This window comes from Lysinibacillus sp. EB271-A1-10B (genome assembly GCF_058791335.1).
Genome location: NZ_JBYTDL010000019.1, coordinates 68818 through 95510 on the forward strand (window position 1 = coordinate 68818; position 26693 = coordinate 95510).

The 26693-nt window shown below is 38.8% G+C and carries 18 protein-coding genes, 1 pseudogene and 1 riboswitch; of the genes and pseudogenes, 12 read left to right on the top strand and 7 right to left on the bottom strand.

Annotated features, from left to right (window positions below; genetic code table 11):
- Positions 1 to 113 precede the first annotated feature (113 nt).
- The 4 genes from AC3WSK_RS19920 to AC3WSK_RS19935 form a co-directional block, all read right to left on the bottom strand.
- Positions 114 to 1508, bottom strand: a complete 1395-nt coding sequence (locus AC3WSK_RS19920; protein ID WP_492414380.1) for a nucleoside recognition domain-containing protein — start codon at positions 1506 to 1508, stop codon at positions 114 to 116.
- Positions 1480 to 2205 carry a FeoB small GTPase domain-containing protein gene (locus AC3WSK_RS19925; protein ID WP_079562792.1) on the bottom strand — a complete coding sequence of 242 codons (726 nt, stop codon included), beginning with the start codon at positions 2203 to 2205 and terminating at the stop codon, positions 1480 to 1482. Before AC3WSK_RS19925 ends, AC3WSK_RS19920 begins: the two co-directional genes overlap by 29 nt.
- A complete protein-coding gene (locus AC3WSK_RS19930) occupies positions 2202 to 2459 on the bottom strand; it encodes a FeoA family protein (protein ID WP_427484554.1) in 258 nt (85 codons plus the stop codon). The genes AC3WSK_RS19925 and AC3WSK_RS19930 overlap by 4 nt, the downstream gene beginning before the upstream one ends.
- Before the next feature lie 380 nt (positions 2460 to 2839).
- Positions 2840 to 4138 carry a hypothetical protein gene (locus AC3WSK_RS19935; protein WP_079562793.1) on the bottom strand — a complete coding sequence of 433 codons (1299 nt, stop codon included), beginning with the start codon at positions 4136 to 4138 and terminating at the stop codon, positions 2840 to 2842.
- A 288-nt stretch (positions 4139 to 4426) separates the two neighbouring features.
- Here AC3WSK_RS19935 and AC3WSK_RS19940 point away from each other — a divergent pair, with 288 nt between their 5' ends.
- On the top strand, positions 4427 to 4585 hold the full coding sequence (locus AC3WSK_RS19940; protein ID WP_492414379.1) for a hypothetical protein: 159 nt from the start codon (positions 4427 to 4429) through the stop codon (positions 4583 to 4585).
- Between the two features lie 55 nt (positions 4586 to 4640).
- Here AC3WSK_RS19940 and AC3WSK_RS19945 read toward each other — a convergent pair whose 3' ends face one another.
- Positions 4641 to 6551 (bottom strand): S-layer protein, encoded by a 1911-nt coding sequence (locus AC3WSK_RS19945; RefSeq protein ID WP_492414378.1) that lies wholly within the window; start codon positions 6549 to 6551, stop codon positions 4641 to 4643.
- A gap of 278 nt (positions 6552 to 6829) precedes the next feature.
- On the opposite strand from AC3WSK_RS19945, the gene AC3WSK_RS19950 reads away from it, so the two are divergent.
- Positions 6830 to 7759: an AEC family transporter gene (locus AC3WSK_RS19950; RefSeq protein ID WP_427484552.1), complete on the top strand. Its 930-nt coding sequence runs from the start codon at positions 6830 to 6832 to the stop codon at positions 7757 to 7759.
- 316 nt (positions 7760 to 8075) lie between these two features.
- A riboswitch (TPP riboswitch) is annotated at positions 8076 to 8190 on the top strand.
- 133 nt (positions 8191 to 8323) lie between these two features.
- Entirely contained in the window at positions 8324 to 10102 is a 1779-nt protein-coding gene (thiC, locus tag AC3WSK_RS19955; protein ID WP_492414377.1) for a phosphomethylpyrimidine synthase ThiC, read from the top strand.
- Positions 10103 to 10304: 202 nt separating this feature from the next.
- Here thiC and AC3WSK_RS19960 read toward each other — a convergent pair whose 3' ends face one another.
- Both AC3WSK_RS19960 and AC3WSK_RS19965 read right to left on the bottom strand, forming a co-directional pair.
- Complete coding sequence (locus tag AC3WSK_RS19960; RefSeq protein ID WP_427484550.1) at positions 10305 to 11810, bottom strand: catalase; 1506 nt, start codon at positions 11808 to 11810, stop codon at positions 10305 to 10307.
- Positions 11811 to 12311: 501 nt separating this feature from the next.
- Positions 12312 to 13757, bottom strand: coding sequence for a helix-turn-helix domain-containing protein (locus AC3WSK_RS19965; RefSeq protein WP_079562797.1), 1446 nt, complete (start codon positions 13755 to 13757; stop codon positions 12312 to 12314).
- Positions 13758 to 13988: 231 nt separating this feature from the next.
- Between AC3WSK_RS19965 and hutH the strand changes: the two genes are divergently transcribed.
- The 9 genes and pseudogenes from hutH (at position 13989) to AC3WSK_RS20010 (ending at position 26262) form a co-directional block, all read left to right on the top strand.
- A complete protein-coding gene (gene hutH / locus AC3WSK_RS19970; protein WP_079562798.1) occupies positions 13989 to 15503 on the top strand; it encodes a histidine ammonia-lyase in 1515 nt (504 codons plus the stop codon).
- A 105-nt stretch (positions 15504 to 15608) separates the two neighbouring features.
- Positions 15609 to 16937, top strand: a complete 1329-nt coding sequence (locus AC3WSK_RS19975; protein ID WP_079562799.1) for a YjiH family protein — start codon at positions 15609 to 15611, stop codon at positions 16935 to 16937.
- Between the two features lie 15 nt (positions 16938 to 16952).
- Positions 16953 to 18623 (top strand): urocanate hydratase, encoded by a 1671-nt coding sequence (gene hutU / locus AC3WSK_RS19980; RefSeq protein WP_492414376.1) that lies wholly within the window; start codon positions 16953 to 16955, stop codon positions 18621 to 18623.
- Positions 18620 to 19906, top strand: a complete 1287-nt coding sequence (gene hutI, locus AC3WSK_RS19985; RefSeq protein ID WP_492414375.1) for an imidazolonepropionase — start codon at positions 18620 to 18622, stop codon at positions 19904 to 19906. Before hutU ends, hutI begins: the two co-directional genes overlap by 4 nt.
- Before the next feature lie 192 nt (positions 19907 to 20098).
- A complete protein-coding gene (locus AC3WSK_RS19990; RefSeq protein WP_492414374.1) occupies positions 20099 to 20899 on the top strand; it encodes an NUDIX domain-containing protein in 801 nt (266 codons plus the stop codon).
- A 90-nt stretch (positions 20900 to 20989) separates the two neighbouring features.
- Positions 20990 to 21541, top strand: coding sequence for a cysteine hydrolase family protein (locus tag AC3WSK_RS19995; protein WP_492414373.1), 552 nt, complete (start codon positions 20990 to 20992; stop codon positions 21539 to 21541).
- 15 nt (positions 21542 to 21556) lie between these two features.
- Positions 21557 to 23029: pseudogene (locus AC3WSK_RS20000) on the top strand (nicotinate phosphoribosyltransferase).
- 23 nt (positions 23030 to 23052) lie between these two features.
- A complete protein-coding gene (nadD, locus tag AC3WSK_RS20005) occupies positions 23053 to 23667 on the top strand; it encodes a nicotinate-nucleotide adenylyltransferase (RefSeq protein WP_079562805.1) in 615 nt (204 codons plus the stop codon).
- A 747-nt stretch (positions 23668 to 24414) separates the two neighbouring features.
- The gene (locus AC3WSK_RS20010) at positions 24415 to 26262 is read left to right on the top strand and encodes an SLC13 family permease (RefSeq protein ID WP_427484544.1); all 1848 of its coding nucleotides are present in this window, start codon (positions 24415 to 24417) and stop codon (positions 26260 to 26262) included.
- Positions 26263 to 26693: the final 431 nt, after the last annotated feature.

Genomic DNA, 26693 nt, shown 5'->3' on the forward strand with positions numbered 1-26693 from the left:
AGAAGCAAAGCTAGAGAATTCTTATGTTGAATTCTCTAGTTTTTTTTACATCAAATATCACGCAAATTTAAGAGTATAAAAAAAGAGGGGCTTTTAATCAGCCCCTCCCATCATTAAACCCAACCAAACGCTCGAGCAACTGTCGCCGTTAGCCATGTCACGCCAATAGCAATAACCGTTGGAATTAAAAATGACATAAATGTCCACTTCGGACTTTTAGTTTCTTTATAAATATTGACTAAAGTTGTTCCGCAAGGGAAGTGTAGCAGTGAGAACAACATCATGTTTAAAGCTGTGAGCCACGTCCAGCCTTGGTCGATAAACACTTGTTTTAGCTTCGATAAATCCTCAATTTCTAGCATAGCTCCTTGCGATAAATACGCCATAATTAAGATAGGGATCACAATTTCATTCGCTGGTAGTCCAAGAATAAATGCAGCCATAATAAAGCCATCCATACCAAGAGCCTGACCAAATGGATCTAAAAAGTTAATGAAATGCATTAGAATACTCGTATCACCAACGTAAATATTAGCAAGTACCCAAGTCAAAATAGAGGCAGGAGCTGCAACGACAACCGCTCTTTTTAATACATACCATGCTTTATCAAGACTTGCTCTTAAAATTGTGTTCCAGAACTTTGGTCTTCGAAATGGTGGAAGTTCCAAAGTGTAATGGGTAGGTACACCCTTTAAAGCGGTTTTAGAAAGAACCCAGGACACAGATAATGTCACAACGACGCCCAACATAACAAATCCTATTAAAATAGTCGCTGTTACAAATGTACCTGCTGCACCTGAAAAACCAGTTACCATAAATAATGATGCTAATAAAATAAGTGTTGGCCATCTCCCGTTGCAAGGGACAAAATTGTTCGTTAAAATGGCTAACATTCGCTCACGAGGAGATTCTATAATTCTCGTTGACATGATAGCAGCGGCATTACAGCCAAAGCCCATTGCCATTGTTAATGACTGCTTCCCGTGTCCACCCGCTCGTTTGAATAAACGGTCCATATTAAATGCTACTCGCGGTAAATAACCGTAGTTTTCTAATAGAGCGAACATAGGGAAGAATATAGCCATTGGCGGTAGCATAACACTAATAACCCATCCTGTACCTCTAAATAGCCCAAGCACTAAAACACCATGTAACCATTCGGGTGCATGCATCGCCTCAAAAAGAAAGGTTAGCTTACCCTCTAAATAGCCAAATAAGTTTGCTAACATGTCAGATGGTACGTTTGCGCCAGCAATAGTAATGTAAAAGACAGTCCCTAGCAAGATAAGCATAATAGGGAATCCCCAAATACGGGATGTGAAAATTTCATCTAATTTATCAGATCTGTACATTGCAGGTTGCTGCGATACTACTTTTTTACATAAAGATTTGCTTTTAGTATAAATATCACTAACGATTTCATCTCGAATATCCTCATTCGAAACCTCGTTCACTTCAGCTAGAATAGCCTTAAGTGAATTATGATTTAACACTGACTGGGACTCCATTCGTTCTCACCTCGTGCTGTTTATTATTCTTATGATTTTGCAGTTTTAAGATCAATTCTTCATCACCATCAAGTAAGCGAAGGGCAATCCATCTCGATGGATATTTTTCATCAAAATAACCTTCTAATTTCGATTCTATCTTTGTAATGGCTTCCTCTATTTCTTTCGAATATTTCATGCGATACGGCGTTGTAACAATTTGCCCATGCACCAGTTGACTTAATGTATCCAACAATCGATTAATACCTTTTTTATTTCTTGCCGATATTTTGACGACCGGGACTCCTAGTTCACGAGCTAATCTCCTTTCATCAATTCGGATCCCTTTTTTCTCCGCTTCATCGATTAAATTGATACAAATGATAACGTTATTCGTCATTTCTAAAACTTGGAGTGCAAGATTTAAGTTTCTTTCTAATGATGTTGCATCGAGCACAACAATTGTTGCATCCGGTTGGTCAAAAACGATATGGTCTCTTGCGACTTCCTCATCTGCTGAATTAGAAAATAAAGAATAGGTCCCGGGTAAATCCACGAGAACATATTGCTCTCCTTTGTGTTCAAAAGAACCTTCCGCATGAACAACCGTTTTCCCTGGCCAGTTTCCGGTATGTTGCTTCAATCCCGTTAATGTATTAAATAATGTGCTTTTTCCGGTATTTGGGTTACCTGCTAAAGCTATTCTATTTACTCTCACTTTGTATTCCCCCTAACAATTTCGCCCAAAATCATTGAGCTTTCATCATTCCGTAAAGCAATCGTCGTATTGCTTACACGGTAAGCGACAGGGTCTCCTAAAGGGCTTTTACGAAGAATAGAGATTTCTGCGCCTTTTACAAAGCCTAAATCTAATAATCTCCTTCTTAAAGGACCCTTAATGTTTATTTCTTTTATTAAAAAGCAATCTCCAAATGAGCATTCTGAAAGTGGTTTCAATGATGTTTTTTCCATATGCATTTTTTGTTCCTTTCCATAATAATATTTCCCGAACTTCACATTGTTTCTCTAAGGAAACTTTATTAATGATTATCCCTGTTTTATGACAATTGTCAATAGTTTTCTGAAATCTTTTTGAAAGAACGTGATAAAAGAGCGTCCTAATGAAGGGAATAACTGCGCATTTTTTTTGACTAAGAAATGTTGAAAAAGGGGGAGTTGTTTAGCATACAATGCGGGCAAAGTTTTGATGTAATGATATGAGAAGATTCTCGTTATGATGTGTTCGTTATAAGTGCTTATAGATAAGAGGCGAAAGCAGAGCAAAAAAACATGTTAAACCCTCTGCTACTAATAAAGTATCGGCAGAGGGTCATGATTTTTTTATTTGGAAATTACTCTTGGATTAGGAATGAGGCAGAGGAAGTTGTTTGAATGAAATGACGATTTCCTTCTACTGTATAATCAGCTGGTACTGGTTTGCCAAAGGTATTGGTACGAACGATGGAGGCATTCGGTGATAAATTATTGATAATAATTTCCATGTTCGCCTCAAATTCAACTGGTTTTTCATTTAATGTTGCCTGGAATGTGATACGATTCGATTTTTTTGTAATGCTAATTTCCATAACACCAGTATCCTCATTAAGAAGGGTTCCTAGTGGTGGAATAATAACAGTCATATTCGATTTTGTCGTTAAAACGAAGCGATCTGCACTATTTTCCGTGTCTGCAACGTTGATTTTTGCTGTATAGGTATTTTTGTTTTTCGTCATAGCAGTAGTTTTACCTGGTACGGCTGCTATATCCGATGAAATTGGCTTTTTCGACCCGTTCCCTTTAGGTAAATCATATTTTCCATTTACATAGTCTACTAAAGTCCAGGCGTTTGGTACAAGCTGCTGTTGCACAGGTGTTAAAGCCTCGAAGGCTGTTTTCGCTGCTTGTACATCTTGAGCGGTAGACGTTTTAGGCGATAAAGCTGCAATAGCGTTTTCTACTTCCTTAGCTGCCGCCTTATCCTTCGCAACAAGCTGTTCAGCATCTAATAACATCTTTTCGATACCAGCAGGTAAATAGACGTATGAATATCTTCGAAGTGCATTAAGCTCAGCTCTAGCATCAGCTACATCCTGATGGAAGGTAATGCGAGAAGAGTTTAATAATTGGATTTTATTGACCACTTTATCGATAGATGTATTGGGCGTGATATAGGATGTCAGTATTTTTTGTGATTCCGGGCTCACAAAGGACTTTTGGGCTGCATTTAACGTATTGTACCAATCTTTCGTTTCCATAACATTTTGGTAGTAATAAACGGAAGTTGACTCCACTGAAGCTAATTTCTCTTCAATTTGATCAGCAAGCTTACGGTACGCAACTTTTGTCTGACGATGATTTGACAGCGTAGAATAATTCGTAACATATTGTTTTTCCGTTTCAGTTAACGCATCGTAGGCTTTATTGGCTGCTTCCAAATTTGTTTGGAACGAAGCTGTTGTATCATTAATGTTTGAAATAAGTCGAACAACATTCGAAACGTTAGCGTTGTAGTAATAAGTATAATCGTATATGTAAGCAGTTTTTGAATGTCCAGTAATATTAGCAGCTGATGCTGACGTAGTAGGTGCAGTATAGATTAGTGAAGGGACCGCAACTAGGGCTAGTAAGGCTAATTTTCTTTTGTTTTTCATAATATGGGAAACCTCCTATTTGGTTTTGGATAATTGTGATGGGTAAGATGTGGGTCTTTTACCCTATTTAAAATCTTTGATCGTCTTGTGAAATGGTTTATTATTTACCTGTCGAAAAGAGTCGTGTCTAGACAGGGATTTCCTAATATATGTTGGTAAACCAATTTTATCATATCTCAGGATTTTTTCATGTATATTTTAAGTGAATAGGTAGATTGATTATGTAATTTTTAAATACTTTGTGTCTTATGTACTTATGAAGCTATGAACGGGGAGCGGATCGCTTTTTTGGAAGGGATAGAAATCAAAGCGACGGAAAGAAGTGTCGAAGTGACGGAACGAACCCTCAAAGCGACGGAACGAATCGCCGAAGTGACGGAACGAACTCTCAAAGCGACGGATAGACTCATTGTTACCGAAGCCGACGCCACGATTCCCGAGGTATAATTGATTTTTTTTTAGTTTGAAAAGGACTTGGCTTTGTGCCAAGTCCTTTCGATTTTTATTGTGTACCTGAACGTTGAGCATCTTTATAGATGTCGATAGCCTTGTCTAATTTGTTAATAGCATCTGTCACATCGTACGCAGAAGCATAGGCGTTACTGGCAACGGATTGTGCGTGTTGAACTACTTTTTCTAGACTACGTTTTTCTCTTTCCGTTGTCCATAGTTCATAGTAGGGGATATCAGAGCCATCTCCATTTTCTGAAACTTTTACATACTGAACAGAATTAATGAGTGATGTTAACCAAGATTTATCAACGTAATGCCAATGATTATAATTCACACCAGATTTATAATTACTCCTATAGGTTGAAATGGCATTATATAAATAACTGTATGCATACGAAATATCCGACTGAGACGAGGAGCTATTGTTTGCAATACCTTGTGCGTATGAAACAGCAGAAACTAGGGCATCTTTTTCACTTTGAGTCGTCCAAACTACATTGTAGGATAATTCAGATCCATTCACAGAAACGGTTACATACTGAACAGAGTTAATAAGTGAAAAAAGGGAAGATCGATCGGCATTATATTGATAAGTGCCATATTTTTGTGCATTCTTATACATTGTAATAGCGTAGTTTAAATTGCTAATTGCATTTGTAATATCAGATTGTGTTGCATAGTAATTATTTACAACATATTGAGCAGATGAAACGGCAGAGGTTAGAGCATCCTTCTCACTTTGAGTCGTCCAAGGTTCATAAGAAGCTACATCATTACCGTTGTTCGAAGAAACCTTTACATACTGAACAGAATTGATCATCGATTGTAGTGAAGACTTATCACCATAAACATATTTTGTTCCATTTTTTTGCACAGTTCGATAAACGTTTAATGCATTTTTGTACTGTGTTATCGCATTGTTTACTTGTTCCTGTGAAGCGTAAGAATTATTAACTACTGCTCTTGCGCTGCTCACGGCTGATTCGAATGTTGTACGTTCAGCCTGCGTTGTCCATTTTTCAGTTACTGAAATGTCATATCCATAAACAGATACTGCAACGTATGGAGGTGAAGCTACTAAATTACTAAGCTCCGTTTTATTTAAAACAGGTAATGTCACAGAGGCTTTTTTATCATCCACCTGCACTTTGTTAATGAGATGCCCTGAATTTAATGCCACCTTTGCCCCCTGTTTGACAACCACTTGCTCAATTGTACCTTTTCCGTAAAGGGTGAAATCTTTCTCAACATCGATAGTTAGTTTATCAACATTGGCCGTTACTTCAAATGCAGTAACTTTACCAACTATGTCGACTTTCGAAATAGTTTTGTCAGAAGTCACACTCACTTTAGTGCGTTTTAGGTTAATGTTTGGAGATTTAATATCTTTTAGAGAAACATTTAACCAATTATTATTTTTAGTCAATAAAGGTCTAAAAGTAATTGTATCCCCAATAGCAACGTCATCAATTGTAATGGCCTTCTTCACACGATTAGTTACAATAAGCTCATCTTCAATAGTGACATTTTGAACTTTTACATAATCCGCATTTACAGTTAGGCTTCCAGCAATTTGCGCGTCGCCGCCATCAAGATCTAACGCTTTATTTTTTGTTCCACCTTTAGTTAGTGTTAGTGAAGTAATACTTGTAATTTCACCGTTCTTTACGACAATAGTTGCTTCAGCATTCGCCAATGCAGCATTATTGGATGTGTTTAAGAGGGGCTTCAATGACTTACTGATTTTAAATTGGCCATTGGATGTACGTACTTTATCATTAGCGATGCTGGTAATAGTAACATTTTGTCCCTTTGTTTTGGCTGCAGCTACTTGCCCGTCGATTTGAACTGAGTGGTTTAAAGATACATCATTAGAAGTGGCATTCGCAGTTGATACAGGCACAATTAAGGTTGCTGTAATAGCGGTAGCCATAAAAGTAGAAAATACTTTATTCTTCATCTTTGTCGCTCCAATCATTGTATTTAATGGATAATATATCATACATTTCTTAAGTTTAGTGCGCGAATGGGTTATTTTACTATATTAATTTAATGAAATAATAGGCCTTTTTTCTTCTATTATTTTAATAACTCGTAGTTTGAAAGGGTAAATCATCCTTCCAAGAGCTCTTTGCTATTGTTTGAACATGATGAAAAAGACAGGATGAGTGAACGCTGAAGTACATTGACCGAGTTTACAAACAGCACTACTATAGGAGAGGAAAGGGGGACAACACTATGGTGTATCTCGGTATGATTTTCTTTCAAATTGTCGCTCCGATTTTAGTGCTTCTAGTACTTGGCGCAGTTTTACAAAGGAAATTTCGATTTAATTTAAAGGCGCTATCTCAACTTATTACATATTGCTTTATGCCAGCAGCTGTTTTTGTGAATTTATATGAAACGAGTATAGAATTGTCTGTGCTTGGGGAAGTTGCGCTTTTTATTCTACTCTTTATCGGAAGCCAAATGGTCCTTAGTCACTTTCTAGCAAAGGGGCTCGGTTTAGTAAAAACAGAGGCTGCGGTGTTTAAAAATAGCGTTGTCCTCATTAATTCAGGCAACTATGGTATTCCAGTTGCCCAAATGATTTTTGTGACTCAGCCGATTGGGGTAGCGATTCAAGTTATTCTCGTTATATTTCAAAATATGACGACGTATACTTACGGCTTGTACAATTTAATTTCTTCAACAAAATCAGGCATGTCAATTTTGAAAGATTTCCTCAAAATGCCTATTATTCATGCACTTATTATCGGCGTTACTATGAACTATTTTAATATCCCTATTCCACAGTTCGTAAAAATTCCGATAGACCATGTGGCAGATGGCTTTATCGCTGTGGCATTAATAACTTTAGGGGCACAGCTATCCCAACTTGAAATAAAATCTATGTTTAATAAGATGGTATACATTAGTTGTTTTACACGATTAATCATAGGGCCTGCCGTTGCATTGCTTATCATTTTTGCGCTTGGTCTTGACGGTGTCGTGGCACAATCACTTTTTATAGCTAGTTCGTTCCCGACATCGCGAAATAGTTCCAGTCTGGCATTAGAATATGACGTAGAATCGGCAACTGCTGCACAAACAGTTTTATTTTCAACGATTGTGAGCTGTATTACAGTGACAATTGTAATTTATGTAGCGGAGTTGTTGTTTACCTAACAGTTGGGTGTCATATAGTATAAAAGATAAGGTGGAAAGCTTTTCAGGAGTTAGGGGCTCTTTTTCTGAATTAAAAGCTAGTGATTTATATTTGTTAAAACAAGATATAAGTTGATTGGAGTGGAGGCTGGGCGACTCCTTGGGGATTAGCGTCACAGATGAGACCCTGCAGCGAAGCGAAGCGGCTCATCGGACGCCCCTAGGAAAGCGCCCAGCCAGAACGAAAATCAACCGCACGTTATGGTGATAATCCAAAAATAATCAAATGAAGCTTCCATCTATTAGCAATATCTGCTACACTAGCATCAAACTTAATAGTATTAACTAGGGGAGTCTGATGAGTCAGGCTGAGAGGGAAACGCATAGAGGTTTCTTGACCCTTTGGACCTGATCTGGCTCATACCAGCGTGGGAAAGTTAACCATTATTGCACACTATGTTATTTGCAATAACTATACCTTTACATTCTTAGCCGGATCCAAAAATTTTTTGGATTCGGCTTTCGTTTTGTTGGGGTGAGCTAGATTCGGTCCTTGTATAAATGTAAAAGGGAGCGAAGTAGTTTATGACAACAGTTAGCGAAAAGAATATTACGATTATGTCAAATTTTGAAGGAAGTAAAAAAGTTTACGTAGAAGGTTCTCGATCAGATATTTTAGTGCCAATGCGTGAGATTGCTTTAAGTCCGACGACAGGAAGCTTTGGTGAGGAAGAAAATGCACCAGTGCGTGTTTATGATACGAGTGGCCCGTACACTGATCCTGCACATAAGGTGGACATTACGAAAGGATTGCCAGCTTTACGTAGTGCATGGATCAAAGAACGAGGTGACGTTGAAGAATACGAAGGTCGTACAATCAAGCCAGAAGATAATGGATTTCGCAAAGCTGATGATCCACGGATGAATGAAAATGTTTTTCCGGATTTATCTAGAAAGCCTTTACGTGCGAAGAAAGGTAAAAATGTAACGCAGCTTCACTATGCACGAAAGGGAATTATTACTCCAGAAATGGAATTTGTAGCGATTCGCGAAAATATGGATCCTGAGTTCGTGCGCTCAGAGATCGCGGCGGGGCGTGCAATTATGCCATCTAATATTAATCACCCTGAGGCAGAGCCGATGATTATTGGACGCAACTTCCATGTGAAAATTAACGCCAATATTGGAAATTCAGCGGTGACATCCTCTATTGCAGAAGAAGTAGAAAAAATGACGTGGGCTACACGCTGGGGTGCTGATAACATCATGGATTTATCCACGGGTAAACATATTCATACGACGCGTGAATGGATTATCCGTAATGCCGCAGTGCCAGTAGGGACGGTGCCGATTTATCAAGCGCTCGAAAAAGTAAATGGTGTGGCAGAGGATTTAACGTGGGAAGTGTATCGTGATACGTTAATCGAACAGGCAGAGCAAGGTGTAGATTACTTCACGATTCATGCAGGCGTATTGCTACGCTATGTGCCATTAACGGCTAATCGTGTAACTGGCATAGTGTCTCGGGGAGGCTCGATTATGGCACAATGGTGTTTATATCACCACCAAGAGAGCTTCTTATATACTCATTTTGAAGAAATCTGTGAAATTATGAAAACCTATGATGTTGCTTTCTCTTTAGGTGATGGTTTACGTCCTGGTTCTATAGCAGATGCAAATGATGAGGCTCAATTTGCGGAGCTGGAAACGCTAGGGGAATTAACACAAATTGCCTGGGAGCATGATGTACAGGTGATGGTAGAAGGACCGGGGCATGTGCCGATGCATCTTATTAAAGAAAACATGGACAAGCAGTTAGAGGTGTGTAAGGAAGCTCCTTTCTATACGTTAGGGCCGCTAACGACAGATATTGCTCCAGGCTATGACCATATTACATCAGCCATTGGAGCCGCGATGATTGGTTGGTATGGTACGGCAATGCTATGTTATGTAACGCCTAAAGAACATCTTGGCTTACCAAATCGTGATGATGTTCGTGTAGGGGTTATTACGTACAAAATTGCTGCACATGCGGCTGATTTAGCTAAAGGGCACCCGGGGGCACAGCAACGTGATGATGCACTATCAAAGGCGCGCTTTGAATTCCGCTGGCGCGATCAATTCAACCTTTCGCTAGATCCAGAGCGTGCAGTCGAATATCATGATGAAACATTGCCAGCAGAAGGAGCAAAAACGGCGCATTTCTGTTCAATGTGTGGACCTAAGTTTTGTAGTATGAAAATCTCACAGGATATTCGTACTTATGCAAAAGAAAAAGACTTAAATACAACTGAAGCAATCCATAAAGGTATGCAGGAGAAGGCGAAAGAATTTAAAAAGGCAGGCAGTCAAATCTATCAATAATTATTAGAGTGGGCTTGTGTCTATCAATATAGGCACAAGCCTTATTTTTGTTCATCATCAAAAGTAATGGATGACCTACGCATCAACCACTCATTATGTGATGATCCCACATTTAAGATAAAAAAACTCCATGTGAGGTTGCCCTTCACATGGAGTAAAAAGTTGGATTTGGATATCAATAATAGTTGGAATATGTGGAGAATTAAACGTTAGTTGGTTGTTTTACGTATGGATTTGAAAGATCCATACCTTCTAATGAAAGACCCATAGCTTTTGCTACACCTTCACCATATGCTGGGTCAGCTAAATAACAGTGAAGAATATGACGACGTTTGATGAATTCTTCAACTGATGCCATATCATTAGCCGTATTTTCGAATAGACGTTGTTGCTCTTCGGCAGTCATTAGGTTGAATAATTTACCTGGCTGCTCAAAGTAGTTGTTATCATCTTCACGGAAGTCATGGATACCAGCATTACCGTCAATACGTAATTCAGGCTCTTTATAGTCTAAATTATGTTCCCATTCACCATAGCTATTTGGTTCATAGCCTAAAGTTGAACCAAGGTTGCCATCGAAGCGCATAGCACCATCGCGGTGGAATGAACGGAATGGACATTTTGGTGCGTTTACAGGAAGCATGTAATGGTTTACACCTAAACGGTAGCGTTGTGCATCTGCATAAGCAAAGATACGAGCCTGTAACATTTTATCTGGAGAGAAGCTAATACCAGGGACAATGTTAGATGGTGCAAATGCAGCTTGCTCAACTTCAGCAAAGTAGTTGTCCGAGTTTTTGTTTAACTCAAATTCACCTACAGGAATTAATGGGAAGTCTTTTTTATACCATACCTTTGTTAAGTCAAATGGGTTATATGGTAATTCGCGAGCTTGTTCCTCTGTCATTACTTGAATAGACATTTTCCATTTAGGGAAATCGCCATTTTCAATTGCCCCATATAGGTCGCGTTGTGAAGATTCGCGGTCGTTACTAATTACTTCAGCAGCCTCAGCGCCAGTTAAGTTTTTAATGCCTTGCTCTGTACTGAAGTGGAATTTAACCCATACGCGCTCATTTTCTGCATTAATAAAACTATAAGTGTGAGAACCGAAACCATGCATATTGCGGTAACCTGACGGAATACCACGATCAGACATAACGATTGTTACTTGGTGAAGTGCCTCTGGTAATGAAGTCCAGAAATCCCAGTTTGAATTCGCGTTCTTCATATTTGTACGTGGATCACGTTTTACCACGTGGTTTAAGTCTGTAAAGTGTAAAGGATCACGGAAGAAGAATACAGGTGTGTTGTTACCAACTAAATCCCAGTTACCTTCTTCAGTATAGAACTTAAGTGCAAAGCCACGAATATCGCGCTCAGCATCCGCTGCACCACGTTCACCCGCAACTGTTGAGAAGCGTGCAAACATTTCTGTTTTCTTCCCAACTTCTGAGAAGATTTTTGCTTTTGTATATTTAGTAATATCATGCGTTACAGTGAAAGTACCGAATGCACCTGAACCTTTAGCGTGCATACGACGTTCAGGAATAACTTCACGGTTGAAGTTTGCTAATTTTTCAACTAGCCATACATCCTGAAGTAATAGAGGGCCACGAGGACCTGCTGACATTGAATCGTGGTTGCTTACTACTGGAGCGCCACCTGCTGTTGTAAAACGACGGCTACGATCATTTTGGTTTGTCATATTAGTTTACCTCCTGAAGAAAAAATTGTGAGTCAAACTCTTCATCAATAACTATAACAAATATAAACTAGAATTGCTAGTAAATTATAATTATTATCGTTAAAGAATGTTTATATTAAAATACAAACTATAAATATATGCTAGATTAAAAGCGTTTATGAATAGCTTTTTCCACAAAACTAGCTTTTTGAAACATTTTCGAGAATTATTAAAGTTGAGTTGTGAAGAAGGGATAGGTCGAAATTAAAAGGCTTTAAAGTAAATTCTTTTTTATTGAAAACGGAAAATGATAATTGAAAAAATGTGTTTTAGGGTTATGGTAAGTATTAGTTGATGACAGTGAAGGCTGGGAGACTTCCTAAGATTAGCTATAGAGGAACGAAGGCTAAAAACCGTCACCTTCTATGAGAGCGCCTTCGTGACCAGCATCCACTGCACTTTCGCGTTGAAAGCATATTGGCCTCTCGTGCACGGTTGGAAATTAAATTCGGGTATGCCTTTTCACGTTTTCCGATAACGATTAGGCGTAATGCCGATGTGCTGTTTAAAAATTTTAATGAAGTAATTCGAATCTTCAAAACCGTTTAAATAGGCAATTTCACTAATAGCAAAATCAGTTTCTACTAACATTTTTGTGGCATTATGAATTCGTACCTGCTGCAAGTAGCGTTTAAGTGGCAAGCCTTGCTTCTTTGAAAAGATCGTACTTAAATAATTGGGACTAATCCCTAATTTATGAGCAACGTAAGGTAAAGATAACCCGCTTTCCTGAAACTGTTGGTCGATAATTTCTATGGCCAGTTCTACATAGTCAGCTCGTTTCTCCATTCTTGCCTCGCGGGCCAATTCAATCAGTTTTTGTGTAAATGATATGATGCCATTTTGAATGGTATAAAATATAGGATGCTCAATAATTAAATGAAAAAGCTGACGATAATTTTGCTCAATTGCAGCTTTCTCGTGTAATTTATACTTCAGCATAAAGCGTCGAATTTGTGCTAAAACACTTGTTAGATGAATACGTAAGTCATCCTGCTCGTAATAAATTCCTTCATTAAATAGTCGATATAAAAATGCTTTAACAGCTTCAATATTCCCGTCCTCTAAACTACTTATTAATAATTGTTGCTCTTCGGGTGTTAGTAAAGGATCGAAGGGCTGTGTCTTCAACTGCTTACTCGTATAAAAAATATGCCCATAGCCTTCGTAGAAACTTTGACGAAGTGCACGCTTCGTTAACGTATACATATTCTTCATTGTTGTAGGTTCTCCATCGTAAATACCGATATTTAAAGAGCTATTACTTGTCAATCGCCATTCCTTGATTAGTGTACGAACATCTTTCTCTATATCATTTGTTTGGAATAAGCAAACGATTCTCTCTGATAAAGGATAAATCCTCATACTAGAATAAATAGGAGTTTGCTGAAGCCAGTTGTATAGTTTGTTAAACATGTCGGAATGCTCAGGCTCAATCATGGTGAAATGTATATTTGTCTCTAGCGTACTAGTTTTACTATCTAAAAATAGTTGATCGTAAAAAGATTCATCTGTAGCTTCTTGATACACTGCCTCTGCCTTTGGTGTCCGAAGGGAAATAGCGGTGAGCTTTTGCTTTAATACTTCTAAATCAATTGGTTTAACGAAGAGATGTGCGACCTGTAAATCGATTGCTTTTAATGCATTTTTAAACAATGGCTCTGTCGTCATCGCTAAAATAGTTCCTGAATGTTTTTGTAAAACGCGATAAAGTGCTGTTAAACGATTATTCGAGAATAGGTCAATATTTAGTAGTATCACCTCAGGCTCGAATTGCTGGATACTTTGAAGTGCCTCATTAATAGTTGTACTTATTTCGATGGTTACATCGCCAGGGAAATATGTATGTAAAAACCAACGAATACCTGAAAGGTCAGCGGAGTCTCTATCAATTAATAACAATTTCATACATACGAACCCACCTTAAAAATATCTAGTTTCGTAAAAAAATACGATTATATTATTAAAATATCAAAAAATCTGAAATAATTCATGTATTCTCTTTTAAAATTCCCTATTTTCTGAAAAAAGTAGTTAGTACAATGTAGATAGAGTAATTGTTATTTATCTTTTGTAGCGATAACTAAATTGATTACGAGCATTTTTACATAGTTATAAAGGGAACAGGGGGATGGCATTATGAAATCTATTATCGAGCTTGATGGCAAGACGTTAACAAGACAGCAAATAGGGGGAATCGTTAACGGTCTTGCTACGGTTGCGCTATCTACAGACAGTGTGGAGCGCGTTCGTTTAAGTAGGGAGCGCATTGAAAAACGTTTAGCTGAGGGGCAAACCATTTATGGTGTGAATACAGGCTTTGGGAAGCTAAGTAATATAAAGATTGAAGAGGAAGATATCGAGCTTTTACAGTTGAATTTATTACGCTCGGATGCGACAGGTGTTGGTGTACCGTTCCCAACAGATGTTGTACGCGCCATGATGGTTTTACGTGCCAATGCTTTAGCACGTGGTTTTTCAGGAATTCGTCTAGAAACAGTGCAGCTGCTATTAGATCTTATAAATAAGGGAGTCCATCCGATTGTACCGTCTCAAGGTTCAGTTGGAGCAAGTGGAGATTTAGCGCCGTTATCACATTTGGCTTTAGTGCTAGTAGGTGAAGGCAAGGCGGAGTTTAATGGCGAGGTTATGAGTGGGAGTGAGGCGTTAGAGCAAGCTGGGCTAACACCGGTGCGACTACAAGCTAAGGAAGGATTAGCGCTTGTAAATGGTACACAAGCAATGACAGGAATCGGCGTGTTAACTGTGAACGAGGCAGAGCGTATGGGGCTAGCGGCAGATATGGCAGCGAGTTTAACACTTGAGGCACTGAAGGGGATTACTTCAGCGTTTGACCCAGCGCTTTTGGCGGTAAGACCACACCCGGAATTAGAGCTTGTTGGTGGACGAATCCGCAAATGGCTTGAAGGAAGTAAACGTGTGACAAAGCAAGGTGAAATCCGCATGCAGGATGCCTATTCATTACGTTGTATTCCTCAAGTACATGGTGCTTCATGGCAGTCATTTTTCTATGCGGAGGACCGTGTGCAAATTGAAATGAATGCAACGACAGATAATCCGATTGTTTTGGAAAATGGAGAAGTATTGTCTGGGGGACATTTCCACGGTCAACCAATAGCATTGGCGATGGACTTTTTAAAAATCGGTGTAAGTGAGTGGGCGAATATTTCGGAGAGACGTACAGAACGAATGGTTAATCCGCATCTTAATGAAGGTTTGCCACCATTTTTAGCGACGAATCCTGGTATTGAATGTGGACTAATGATTGCTCAATATACAGCGGCCTCTATCGTATCTGAAAACAAAGTATTGGCACATCCTTCAAGCGTGGATTCTATACCGACGTCAGGTAACCAAGAGGATCATGTGAGCATGGGTACAACTTCAGCCCGCCAAGTGCGTCAAATCGTACACAATGCCGCTCGTGTCATTGCAATAGAAATGATTTGTGCATCGCAGGCGATCCATTTAGATAAAGCAGAAGAGCAGTTATCTCCAACAACACGAAAGTTTTTAGAAAAAGTGCGTGAGTTTTGCCCTCCGCTATTAGCGGATCAACCTATCGGTGATGAAATTGAAGCGCTCTCGCAGTATTTGTTAACGAGTGATGATCTATTAAATGAGTACAAGTAAGTTTTAAAGTAATAACTTCCTAGAGAAAATCCAAAAAATCCTTTAACTAGTTTTGACGACTTAGAGATTACTTTCAGAAAAAGCACTTACATCGGAGGGAGTAGTATGGAATTTCATCAACAAGAGCTGGAGCGAGATTCGCAATTTCGAATCTCCTCCGCTATTAAGATGTTTATCTGCAGTATAGTCGGAATATTTAGTTTTTTCGTATCGTTTGAATGGCGAGGTAAGGATTCCATTTTAATTGATCACATCGTAAGTTTTATTCGCACCGAAGCGCCACTACTTGTAACTGCATATGTGCTCATAATGCTTGTAGGTGGAGCGATTCATCCATTCCTAACAAAGAAATGGAATAAGTCGACTGTCAATATTGTGATGTCAATCCTTAAAGTGGGCGGTTTGATTGCAGGGATTTTGTTAATTTTCAATATAGCGCCAGCGTGGTTAGCGGATGAAAGTATTGGCCCGTATTTACTGGAGAAGCTTGTTAAGCCGGTAGGCATACTAATTCCGATTGGGTCTTTGTTTTTGGCACTTCTAGTTAGCTACGGATTGCTTGAATACATCGGTGTTTTAGCACAGCCGTTTATGAAACCTATTTTTAAAACATCAGGACGTTCAGCGGTGGATGCAGTAGCCTCATTTGTCGGCAGTTATTCGGTTGGATTGCTGTTAACAAACCGTCTTTATATGGAAGGTCGCTACACAGCGAAGGAGGCCGTGATTATTGGAACAGGCTTCTCGACTGTATCTGTCACGTTTATGGTTGTCATTGCGAGTACGTTGGATATGATGCAGCATTGGAATGCGTTTTTCTGGGTGTCACTCGTTGTAACATTCTTGGTCACTGCGTTAACGGTCCGCATTTATCCAATTCGTTCCATGAAGGACGAATATTACGAGGGTGCGACGCCGATGCCAGAAAAGATTGTTAAAAAGGGGCGTTTTAAAGAAGCGTGGCGTCAAGCGATGGAGGCTGTTGATCAAAATCCGCCTATGTCTAAAATTTTATGGGCGAATTTAAAGGATGGCTTCATCATGACGATGGGGGTTATGCCATCGATTTTATCGGTTGGTCTTTTAGGGCTTGTGCTTGCAACATATACACCTATTTTTGATTGGCTTTCGTATATTTTTGTACCATTCACATATGTACTACAAATTCCAGAACCATTTTTAACGGCAAAAGCGCTGTCATTATCGTTAGCAGAGGTATTTTTACCGGCACTTGTTGTGACGCAGGCAGCACTTGTGACGAAATTTATTGTGGCAGTTGTATCAATTTCAGCAATTTTGTTCTTTTCAGCTGTCATACCACTTATTTTATCAACTGAAATTCCGGTGACGTTGCGCCAAATTGTAACCATTTGGTTTGTACGTGTCGTATTAACTTTAATCATCGTAACACCAATAGCATTTTTACTATTTTAAAGGAGCGTGTTTTTTATGGTAGTCAAAACAAATATTCGTGCACCACGTGGGAATGAATTATCTTGTAAAGGTTGGACACAAGAAGCTGCAATGCGTATGTTAATGAATAATCTAGATCCTGAAGTAGCAGAAAATCCAGATGAGCTTATCGTCTATGGTGGAATCGGTAAAGCGGCGCGTAATTGGGAGAGTTATGAGCAAATTATCGCGTCATTAAAAGAATTAGAGAATGATGAAACACTTCTTATTCAATCAGGAAAGCCGGTAGCTGTATTCCGTACACATGAACATGCGCCACGTGTATTAATTGCAAATTCTAATTTAGTACCGTCGTGGGCAAATTGGGAGCATTTCTATGAGTTAGAGGACCGTGATTTAATGATGTACGGTCAAATGACGGCTGGTAGCTGGATTTATATTGGCGCACAAGGCATTTTACAAGGAACATATTTATCATTTGTAGAGGCAGGTAAAAAAGTATTTGGCACAGCGGATTTACGCGGCAAATTCATCCTTACGGGTGGTATGGGTGGCATGAGTGGTGCACAGCCTTTAGCTGGAAAAATGGCTGGCGCCGTCATTTTAGTAGTCGAAGTAGATCGTGCTCGAATTGAACGTAAAATTAAAGAGGGCTACTGTGATTATCTCGTGGAGACGGTAGATGAAGCGATTGAATTAGTCAATAAACTACGAGATAAAAAAGAACCAGCGTCTATTGGTCTTGTTGGCAACTGTGCAGATGTTAATCGTGAGCTATTGAACCGAGGAATTATTCCTGATTTTGTAACAGACCAAACATCTGCCCATGACCCGATCAATGGTTATGTTCCAAATGGCATGACGCTTGAGGAAGCACTTGAACTACGTAAAAGTGATGTGAAAACATATGAACAAAGAGCTAAAGAGACGATGGCTGAGCATGTTCGTACAATGCTTGAATTCCAACAAGCAGGTGCAGAAGTATTTGATTACGGTAATAATATTCGTGCGTATGCCAAAGAAATGGGTGTAACAAATGCCTTTGATTTCCCTGGTTTTGTTCCAGCGTATATTCGTCCTTTATTCTGTGAGGGGAAAGGGCCATTCCGTTGGGCCGCACTTTCAGGTAATCCAGAGGACATCTATAAAACAGATGCACTAGCAAAAGAAATGTTTGCTGAAGATGAAGGGCTTGTGAATTGGATTGATATGGCGCAAAAGATGGTGAAATGGCAAGGGTTACCGGCGCGTATATGCTGGTTAGGCTATGGTGATCGTCACCGTTTTGCATTGAAGGTTAATGAAATGGTGGCTAATGGTGAGCTGTCAGCACCGATTGTCTTTGGTCGAGATCATCTAGATTCTGGCTCTGTTGCATCACCAAATCGTGAAACAGAGGGCATGCTCGATGGTACTGATGCAGTATCAGATTGGCCGATTTTAAATGCACTTGTTAATACAGCAAGTGGTGCAAGTTGGGTAAGTGTACATCACGGTGGTGGTGTAGGAATGGGTTATTCGCAACATGCTGGTCAAGTGTTAGTAGCGGATGGTTCTGAGCTAACTGCTGAGAAGATTGCACAAGTGTTAATTTCGGATCCGGGAATGGGTGTTGTGCGTCACGCAGATGCTGGCTATGAAATTGCTATTAATACAGCGAAAAACAAAGGTGTGCATATACCAATGTTAAAGGATGATGCTAAGTGACTATTTTAATCAAGAATGCCAACGAAGTGATCACGTTAAAAAGTGCCTTACAAGGTCCGCGTACAAAGGAACAAATGCGTGACATTGCAGTAGTGGAAAATGGTAGTGTGTTAATGGAGGGAAATAGCATTATTGAAGTTGGACCAATTGCTCAGCTGGAAGCGGATTTCCCTGATCTTGTAAAGGTTGCTGAAGTAATTGACGCCTCAGGTAAGATTGTTATGCCGGGTCTTGTCGATTGTCATACACATTTAGTTCACGGAGGTACACGTGAGCAGGAATTTAATTTGCGACTCAATGGTGCAACATACATGGAAATTATGAATGCAGGTGGCGGGATTCATGCTACAACAAACCGGACACGAGAAACTAGCTTTGGTGATTTATATGAAAAAACGATGAATCATTTAGATGTGTTTTTAAAGCATGGTGTCACAACGGTTGAGGCGAAATCAGGCTATGGCTTGGATTGGGAAACTGAAAAGAAACAGCTAGAAGTAACAAAGGAATTGCAAGCTACACATGACATTGATGTCGTTAGTACCTTTATGGGGGCGCACGCGGTACCGCGTGACTATAAAGGACGTGAGGATGAATTTGTGGATCTAGTCATTCATGATATGTTACCGAAAGTAGCTGAACTAAACCTTGCGGAATTCAATGATGTATTTTGTGAAAAAGGTGTATTTACGCCAGAGCAATCACGACGCATTTTAGAGGCTGGGAAAGCGTTGGGGTTAACACCGAAAATTCATGCAGATGAAATTGAGCCTTATGAGGGAGCGGAGCTTGCTGCAGAAGTAGGAGCTATTTCTGCGGAGCACTTATTAGTTGCTTCTGATGAAGGGATACAAAAAATGGCTGAAGCTGGCACGATTGCTGTGTTGCTACCTGGAACAGCATTCTTCTTACGTGCACCATTCGCGAGAGGACGCCTGATGATTGATGAAGGGGTACCTGTAGCTATTTCAACTGACTTTAACCCTGGCTCATCTCCAACGTTGAGTCTGCCATTTATTATGAATTTAGCTTGTATGCATATGGGGATGACACTGGAGGAAGTGTTAACGGCGACTACCGTTAATGCAGCATACGCAATTAATCGTGGACATCAAATCGGCTCCCTTGAAGCGGGCAAACAAGCTGACGTCATTATATTGGATGTTGCTAATTACAAGCAATTGCAATATTTCTATGGCATGAATCATACGAATACTGTCATTAAAAATGGGCGAGTTGTCGTACGGGATGGAATTATTTTGAAAAATCAACTAGTAAATTAAATAATAAAAAAGGCATAAATAAGGCAGAAATGCTTTGTTTATGCCTTTTTAATGGAAAGCTGTTCTTCTTATTCTTTTTTATAAAAAGAGTTGAAATTGTTAACTGGAAAAGTTATTATGTTATTAAATAGTAATTATTGATTTACAAATTACTATCCCTGCAAAACATTGAATCAAAGGAGTTATTTTAAAATGACAAAATATCGTTCACAAGAAGAAGTTCTTGCGAATTATGATTCTTCTAAATATATAACACCTGATGGATATACATCAGATATCGCAATTTTTACAATAACATCCGAAAAAGTAGAGGAAAAAGCACCTCCGATGATGACGCTTAAAATCATGTTGATTAAACGGGCCGACAAAGATCATGAAGGAAACCCGAATATCGAAGGTGGAAAATGGGCGCTTCCAGGTGGATTTGTAGATGCGACAAAAAGGGAAACCGCCTATATGGCTGCTAAAAGAGAATTGAAGGAAGAAACGAATGTAGATAGTCTACACATTAAGCATTTTGGTGTCTACGATGATAGAGATCGTGATCCTCGAGGTTGGATGATTTCAAATGCCTTTTATGCAATCGTTCCGGAAGTATACATTGACCAACGTCAAGCTAATGACGATGCGGTAGAAGTAGAACTTTTCGATATAAATGAAGTGTTCAAACTCGATTTAGCCTTTGATCATCGGAAAATTATTTCGGACGCTTTAGAATTTATTAAGAAAGATATGATACAAACAACGGTTGCTAAAAATTTTTTACCGGGAGAATTTACGTTATCTGAACTACAGAGGGTTTTATTGACAGTGGGAGATGATCCGCGTATTTCAAACGATTCGGTGTTCTTTACAAAAGCGCCTAAGCTGCCTTTTATTGAAAAAGTTTTAGATGAAGATGCGAAACCGAAGAAAACGAAAAGAAATTCATTTAGACCTTCGCAATTATATTCTTTTAATGACTTCGAAATCGTAGAGTCAATTTATCATTAGGAAAGCATCTGTCTTTCCTAATTAATTTTCATTGTACTAATTTGTAATTTGGTAATTACTAATTAAATGAGAGGTTGGAGTGATGGAAATATGTCAAAGCGTGCATTGATTAATATTGATTATACAGTGGATTTTGTAGCTCAAGATGGAGCCCTAACTTGCGGAAAACCGGGGCAACTATTGGAAGGGGTAAATACACAATTAACAAAGGAATTTATGTCAAATGGTGATTTTGTAGTTTTCGCTATTGATGTTCATGAAAAAGAAGATAGCTATCACCCAGAAACAAAGCTTTTCCCTCCTCACAATGTTCGAGGTACGAGGGGGAGAGAACTATATGGCTCTTTAAAAGAATTATATGAAGGAAATAAAGAGTTGGATCATGTCTACTATTTGGATAAAACCAGATATTCTGCTTTTGCAGGTACGGATTTAGAGATTAAATTGCGTGAAAGAGGCATTGCTGAACTGCATTTAATCGGTGTATGTACGGATATTTGCGTTCTTCATACAGCGGTAGATGCCTATAATAAAGGATTTAGCATTGTTATTCATAAAGATGCAGTAGCGTCCTTTAATCAAGCAGGGCATGAGTGGGCGTTAGGGCATTTCGAGCATTCTCTCGGAGCTACTATTATGTAAACGGAGGAACAGGGTATGAAATATGCGGACGATAGCTTCATGTTGCACACGGACTTATACCAAATAAATATGGTGGAAACGTACTGGAATGATGATACTCAAAATCGAACAGCGGTTTTTGAACTATACTTTCGACAACTTCCGTTCGGGAATGGCTATGCGATATTTGCAGGTTTAAAAAGGATAATGGAGTTTATCAAAAACTTTGGTTTTTCTAATAGTGATATTCAATATTTACGCGAGGAAGGAAAATACTCAGAGGAATTTCTTAAATACCTTCAAAATCTAAAATTTACAGGTACTATTTCTGCAATGAGGGAAGGGGAATTAGTATTTGCAAATGAACCTATTTTACGAATTGAAGCCCCGTTGGCAGAAGCTCAGTTAATGGAGACACCTTTATTGAACATCGTTAATTACCAAACTCTTATTGCAACGAAGGCTTCGCGCATTAAACAAGTGATTGGAAAGGATGTCGCGATGGAGTTTGGTACTCGTTGAGCGCATGAATTTGATGCAGCGATTTGGGGAACTCGTGCAGCTTATATTGGTGGGTTTTCTGCAACTAGCAATGTCAGAGCTGGAAAATTATTCAGTATCCCTGTCTCAGGTACTCATGCACATGCCATGATACAGGCATATCGTGATGAATACATTGCATTTACAAAGTATGCAAATACGCATAGAGATTGCGTTTTCTTAGTGGATACTTATGATACGTTACGTTCTGGTGTCTCTAATGCAATTCGGGTCGCAAAGGAGTTTGGAGATAAAATCAATTTTGTAGGAATCCGGCTGGACAGTGGAGACTTAGCATACCTGTCAAAAAAAGCAAGGGAAATGCTAGATGAAGCTGGCTTCACTGAAGCGAAAATTATAGCATCTAATGATCTGGACGAATACACGATTATCAATTTGAAGTCTCAAGAGGCTAAAATTGATACATGGGGAATCGGAACTAAGCTCATTACAGCCTACGATCAAGCAGCTCTTGGGGGCGTATACAAATTAGTATCTATTGAAGATGAAAGCGGGGAAATGGTCGATACTATCAAAATTTCTGGAAATCCAGAAAAAGTAACGACTCCAGGCCGCAAACGTATTTATCGAATTATTAATACAGCCAATGGTCATGCTGAAGGAGATTATATTGCATTGGACTACGAAAACCCGCAAGAGGAAAAATGCTCGAAAATGTTTCACCCTGTTCATACTTATATCAGTAAATTTGTGACGGATTTTACAGCGAAAGAATTACATCAAGACATTGTAGTAAATGGATCTATTCTTTACGAAGAACCAACACTTCAAGAAATTCAAGTATATGTAGAGGAAAATTTACATCTACTATGGAGTGAGTACAAACGAACAATGAATCCAGAAGAGTATCCAGTCGATTTAAGTCAAGCGTGCTGGGATAATAAAATGACAAGAATTAAAGAAATTAAAGAAAAAGTCACGAAAATGATGAATGGGAGAAACTACTAGAGAAGAGGAATGGGGGTTAGGGAATGGCGAAAATAGGGATTTACGGATCATCCTTTGATCCAATTACAAATGTTCACCTTTGGACAGCCAGCACAGTCGCGCATCGTTGCAAATTAGATAAAGTGATCTTTTTACCTTGCTCAAACAAACGAAAAGACAAGGAGATAAAAACGAAGAATACGCATCGCTGGAATATGCTGCAGTTGGCTATTGCTAAGGATGAGCGTTTTATTGCAGATTCATATGAAATGGAGCAAGAGGGCTGGAATATTTACACGTATGATACGATGAAATATTTTAGAGAACAACACCCGAATGATGAAATTCATTTTATTATGGGGGCTGATTTATTAGTCGATATTGGTGCAGGATTGTGGAAAAGAGGAGATGCGTTAGTAGCTGAGAATAAATTTATTGTAATGGCAAGGCATGGAATAGATATGTTATCAACAATTAGTCGTTCTCCTATTTTGAGGAATCATGATGATGGAAGATTCCATTTAATTGATAAAGGGTTAGCGATGGAAATTAGCTCTACCTATATTCGAGAAGAATTTGCAATGGGCGGTGAACCAAGATACCTTCTCCCTGACGCTTGTTATGACTATATTAAAGAGCATAATCTTTATCAAAAATAATCAAGCTGGGGCCGATGCATGAGAGTGTGGGATAATACCGCGCTTCACTATTTGCTGAAAAGCTGTATGGATAATTTAATCGATAGACCCCGCCATGTAGGATATTGCAAGGAGCATCAGAACGGTCCTGTTTTCCTCCAAGGAGAGGTTTACTTTGGAAGAAAAATAATCAAAATATACTTCATTATAATTAAGGCAGGGTTTTAGAGGTTTTACACCGCTATACTCTTTTGATGCAGCTTTCCTACAAATTCTAATGATCAGGAGCTGTTGATTCTTCGCGGAGAGTGGCAACTCCGGTGGGATGAGCTTACGCTGAAAGCGCCAACTTGGTGTGGAAATCAACATTAGTTTAATGATACGCATTATTTTATGTTTATTTTGGTTGATAAGTTGTTGATTGTAGTGGAGGTTGGGCGACTCCTTGGGGATTAGCAATAGAGGAACGGAGGCTAAAAGCATCACATCCTGTGATAACGCCTCCGTGACCAACTTCGTGTTGGCCCGAGACCCTGCAGCGAAGCGAAGCGGCCCATCGGACGCCCTCAGGAAAGCGCCCAGCCGGAACGGAAATCAACCTCTCGTTATGTGACGAGACTTTTATTTCGAAAAGATGGTGAACTTTCTCATTTACAGTCTAGGGTAAGATATAATAAATCTAAGTGATATAGAAACAGGCATTGTGCTTTACAAAATTATAACCTTTTGTAAACACAATGATTTAATGTTAGAAGGGAATTCGTAGATGTGCAGCTTACATTAACATTTCTTATTTTAGGAGCGACAATTTTTGCATTTGTGACTAATAAAGTACGAGCGGACCTCGTTGCGATTGTGTCACTTCTAGCATTTGTCATTTCGGATATTTTAACACCCGCAGAAGCATTAGCTGGTTTTTCAAACTCTGTAGTTTTAATGATTGCAGGGCTGTTTGTCGTGGGTGCAGGAATTTTACGAACAGGACTTGCAGGAATGGCAGGGCAATTACTGCTAAAGTGGTCAGGTAATAGTGAGTTGAAATTATTTGTATTATTGCTCATTATTGTAGGTTCTGTCGGTGCATTTATGAGTAATACAGGTACTGTAGCTTTGATGATGCCGATAGTTGTTAGTATTGCGATTAGTATGAAAGTAAGTCCGTCAAAATTTTTACTACCACTTTCTTATGTTGCAAGTCTTTCTGGGCTTATGACACTTATTGCTTCACCGACAAATCTTATCGTTAGTCAGTTATTGGTCGATCGTGATTACAATAAGCTAGGATTTTTCGAAGTAACACCCATCGGTATTGTAGGGATGATTGTTGGTATTACTTATTTAGTACTTGTGCGCAACTTTCTTTTACCAAATGAAAAAAGTCGTACAGCAACAAAAGCTGATTATAGACTATCTCCGAAGAAAATTATTAAGCAATATGATTTAAACAATCGTTTGTTTAAAGTATTTGTGCCAGAGGATTCGTCGATTATTGACGCAACATTAGCGGAATTAAAGCTTCCGGCCAAATATACGCTTTGTATGATGAAAATTCACCGACGATCTCAAGAAGGTATAAATTTTTTACCGGTGACATATCAGGAAATGGCAGGTCCGACAAGTGTGATTCATGCCAAAGATGAATTGTATGTCCAAGGTGAGGAAGAGAATATTCGTCGTTTTGCTTCTGATTATAGTCTGGAGATGCAGGAACTGGCTGAAGGGGAGGCAGATGAATTAGTATCGAAGCATCTTGGTATTGCTGAGGTATTATTAACACCAAATTCTAGTTTTATTAATAAGACCGTAAGCACCCTAGGCTTCCGAGAAAAATATAATCTTAATATAATTGGCATAAATCGTAGAGGTGGCTATAAGCTGCAAGATATGGTGACTCATAAATTAAAATTTGGAGATGCCATTTTAGTACAAGGTGCATGGGATGAAATTTTATTACTTGCAAGGGAAACGCAGGATGTCGTTGTTGTTGGTCAGCCAAAGGAGCATGCTAGTGTAGCTGCAGCGACGGGGAAAGCTGGTATTGCAGGTGTCATTATGCTTTTAATGATTGTGCTAATGGCTTTTGAAATTTTCCCTGCTGTTATTTCCGTTATGGTTGGCGCCGTATTGATGATATTAACAGGTTGTTTGCGTAATATGGAAGATGCATATAGCAGTATGAATTTTGAAAGTATTGTACTTGTAGCTGCAATGCTTCCGATGGCGACTGCATTGGAAAAAACGGGCGGTATGGCCATCTTATCTGATGGTATTATCAATGCGCTTGGAAACTATGGACCTTACGGAGTACTGATCGGAGTTTACATTTTAACTGCAGTCTTTGGTCAGTTCATTAGTAATACAGCTACTGCTGTATTATTCGCACCGATTGCTATGAATGCCGCGATTGCGATGGAAGCAAGTCCAAAGACATTTATGATTGCTGTTGCTGTAGCAGCAAGTATGGCGTTTGTTACTCCGATTGCTTCCCCAACAAATGCGCTCGTTATGACAGCTGGCAGTTATAAGTTTATGGACTTTGTGAGGATTGGAATACCACTACAGATTATTATGTTTATCGTTATGATGCTGGCAATTCCATTTTTCTTTCCATTTTAAAAACTCGGTTTCTATACCGAGTTTTTTATTTATTTTTTATGAAATCTATTAATTTTCTATTGAAGGTTATGATAAAATTCTATTTTAGATACTAATAAAAAGCTAAATCAACTTGAGATGTAAAGTCTAATGATAATTTTTTTCGTAAGTATTTAAATAGGAAGTTTTTCAACGAAATGAAAAAGTATAAAATTTTATTAGAAAAAGTGTTGACCTTTTTGAATCAAGAGTGTAGTATTATACGAGTCGCTAAGATAACTTCTGAAAACAATTAAATTAAACAAAATTAATTGTTGACAGCGAGTTTACAGCGTGTTATTATATAAGAGTTGCTGCTGAAAAAACAGTAACGAAATGAACCTTGAAAACTGAACAAGCAAAACGTAATCAATAAAGTTTTCAGTAGCTAACCTTGAGTTGGTGAACGAAAC

What these genes read in the sequence shown, in the direction of transcription:
- AC3WSK_RS19920 (WP_492414380.1), bottom strand. Translation starts at nt 1,508, where the DNA reads ATGGAGTCCCAGTCAGTGTTAAATCATAATTCACTTAAGGCTATTCTA.
- AC3WSK_RS19930 (WP_427484554.1), bottom strand. Translation starts at nt 2,459, where the DNA reads ATGGAAAAAACATCATTGAAACCACTTTCAGAATGCTCATTTGGAGAT.
- AC3WSK_RS19935 (WP_079562793.1), bottom strand. Translation starts at nt 4,138, where the DNA reads ATGAAAAACAAAAGAAAATTAGCCTTACTAGCCCTAGTTGCGGTCCCT.
- AC3WSK_RS19945 (WP_492414378.1), bottom strand. Translation starts at nt 6,551, where the DNA reads ATGAAGAATAAAGTATTTTCTACTTTTATGGCTACCGCTATTACAGCA.
- AC3WSK_RS19950 (WP_427484552.1), top strand. Translation starts at nt 6,830, where the DNA reads ATGGTGTATCTCGGTATGATTTTCTTTCAAATTGTCGCTCCGATTTTA.
- thiC (WP_492414377.1), top strand. Translation starts at nt 8,324, where the DNA reads ATGACAACAGTTAGCGAAAAGAATATTACGATTATGTCAAATTTTGAA.
- AC3WSK_RS19960 (WP_427484550.1), bottom strand. Translation starts at nt 11,810, where the DNA reads ATGACAAACCAAAATGATCGTAGCCGTCGTTTTACAACAGCAGGTGGC.
- AC3WSK_RS19965 (WP_079562797.1), bottom strand. Translation starts at nt 13,757, where the DNA reads ATGAAATTGTTATTAATTGATAGAGACTCCGCTGACCTTTCAGGTATT.
- hutH (WP_079562798.1), top strand. Translation starts at nt 13,989, where the DNA reads ATGAAATCTATTATCGAGCTTGATGGCAAGACGTTAACAAGACAGCAA.
- AC3WSK_RS19975 (WP_079562799.1), top strand. Translation starts at nt 15,609, where the DNA reads ATGGAATTTCATCAACAAGAGCTGGAGCGAGATTCGCAATTTCGAATC.
- hutU (WP_492414376.1), top strand. Translation starts at nt 16,953, where the DNA reads ATGGTAGTCAAAACAAATATTCGTGCACCACGTGGGAATGAATTATCT.
- AC3WSK_RS19990 (WP_492414374.1), top strand. Translation starts at nt 20,099, where the DNA reads ATGACAAAATATCGTTCACAAGAAGAAGTTCTTGCGAATTATGATTCT.
- AC3WSK_RS19995 (WP_492414373.1), top strand. Translation starts at nt 20,990, where the DNA reads ATGTCAAAGCGTGCATTGATTAATATTGATTATACAGTGGATTTTGTA.
- nadD (WP_079562805.1), top strand. Translation starts at nt 23,053, where the DNA reads ATGGCGAAAATAGGGATTTACGGATCATCCTTTGATCCAATTACAAAT.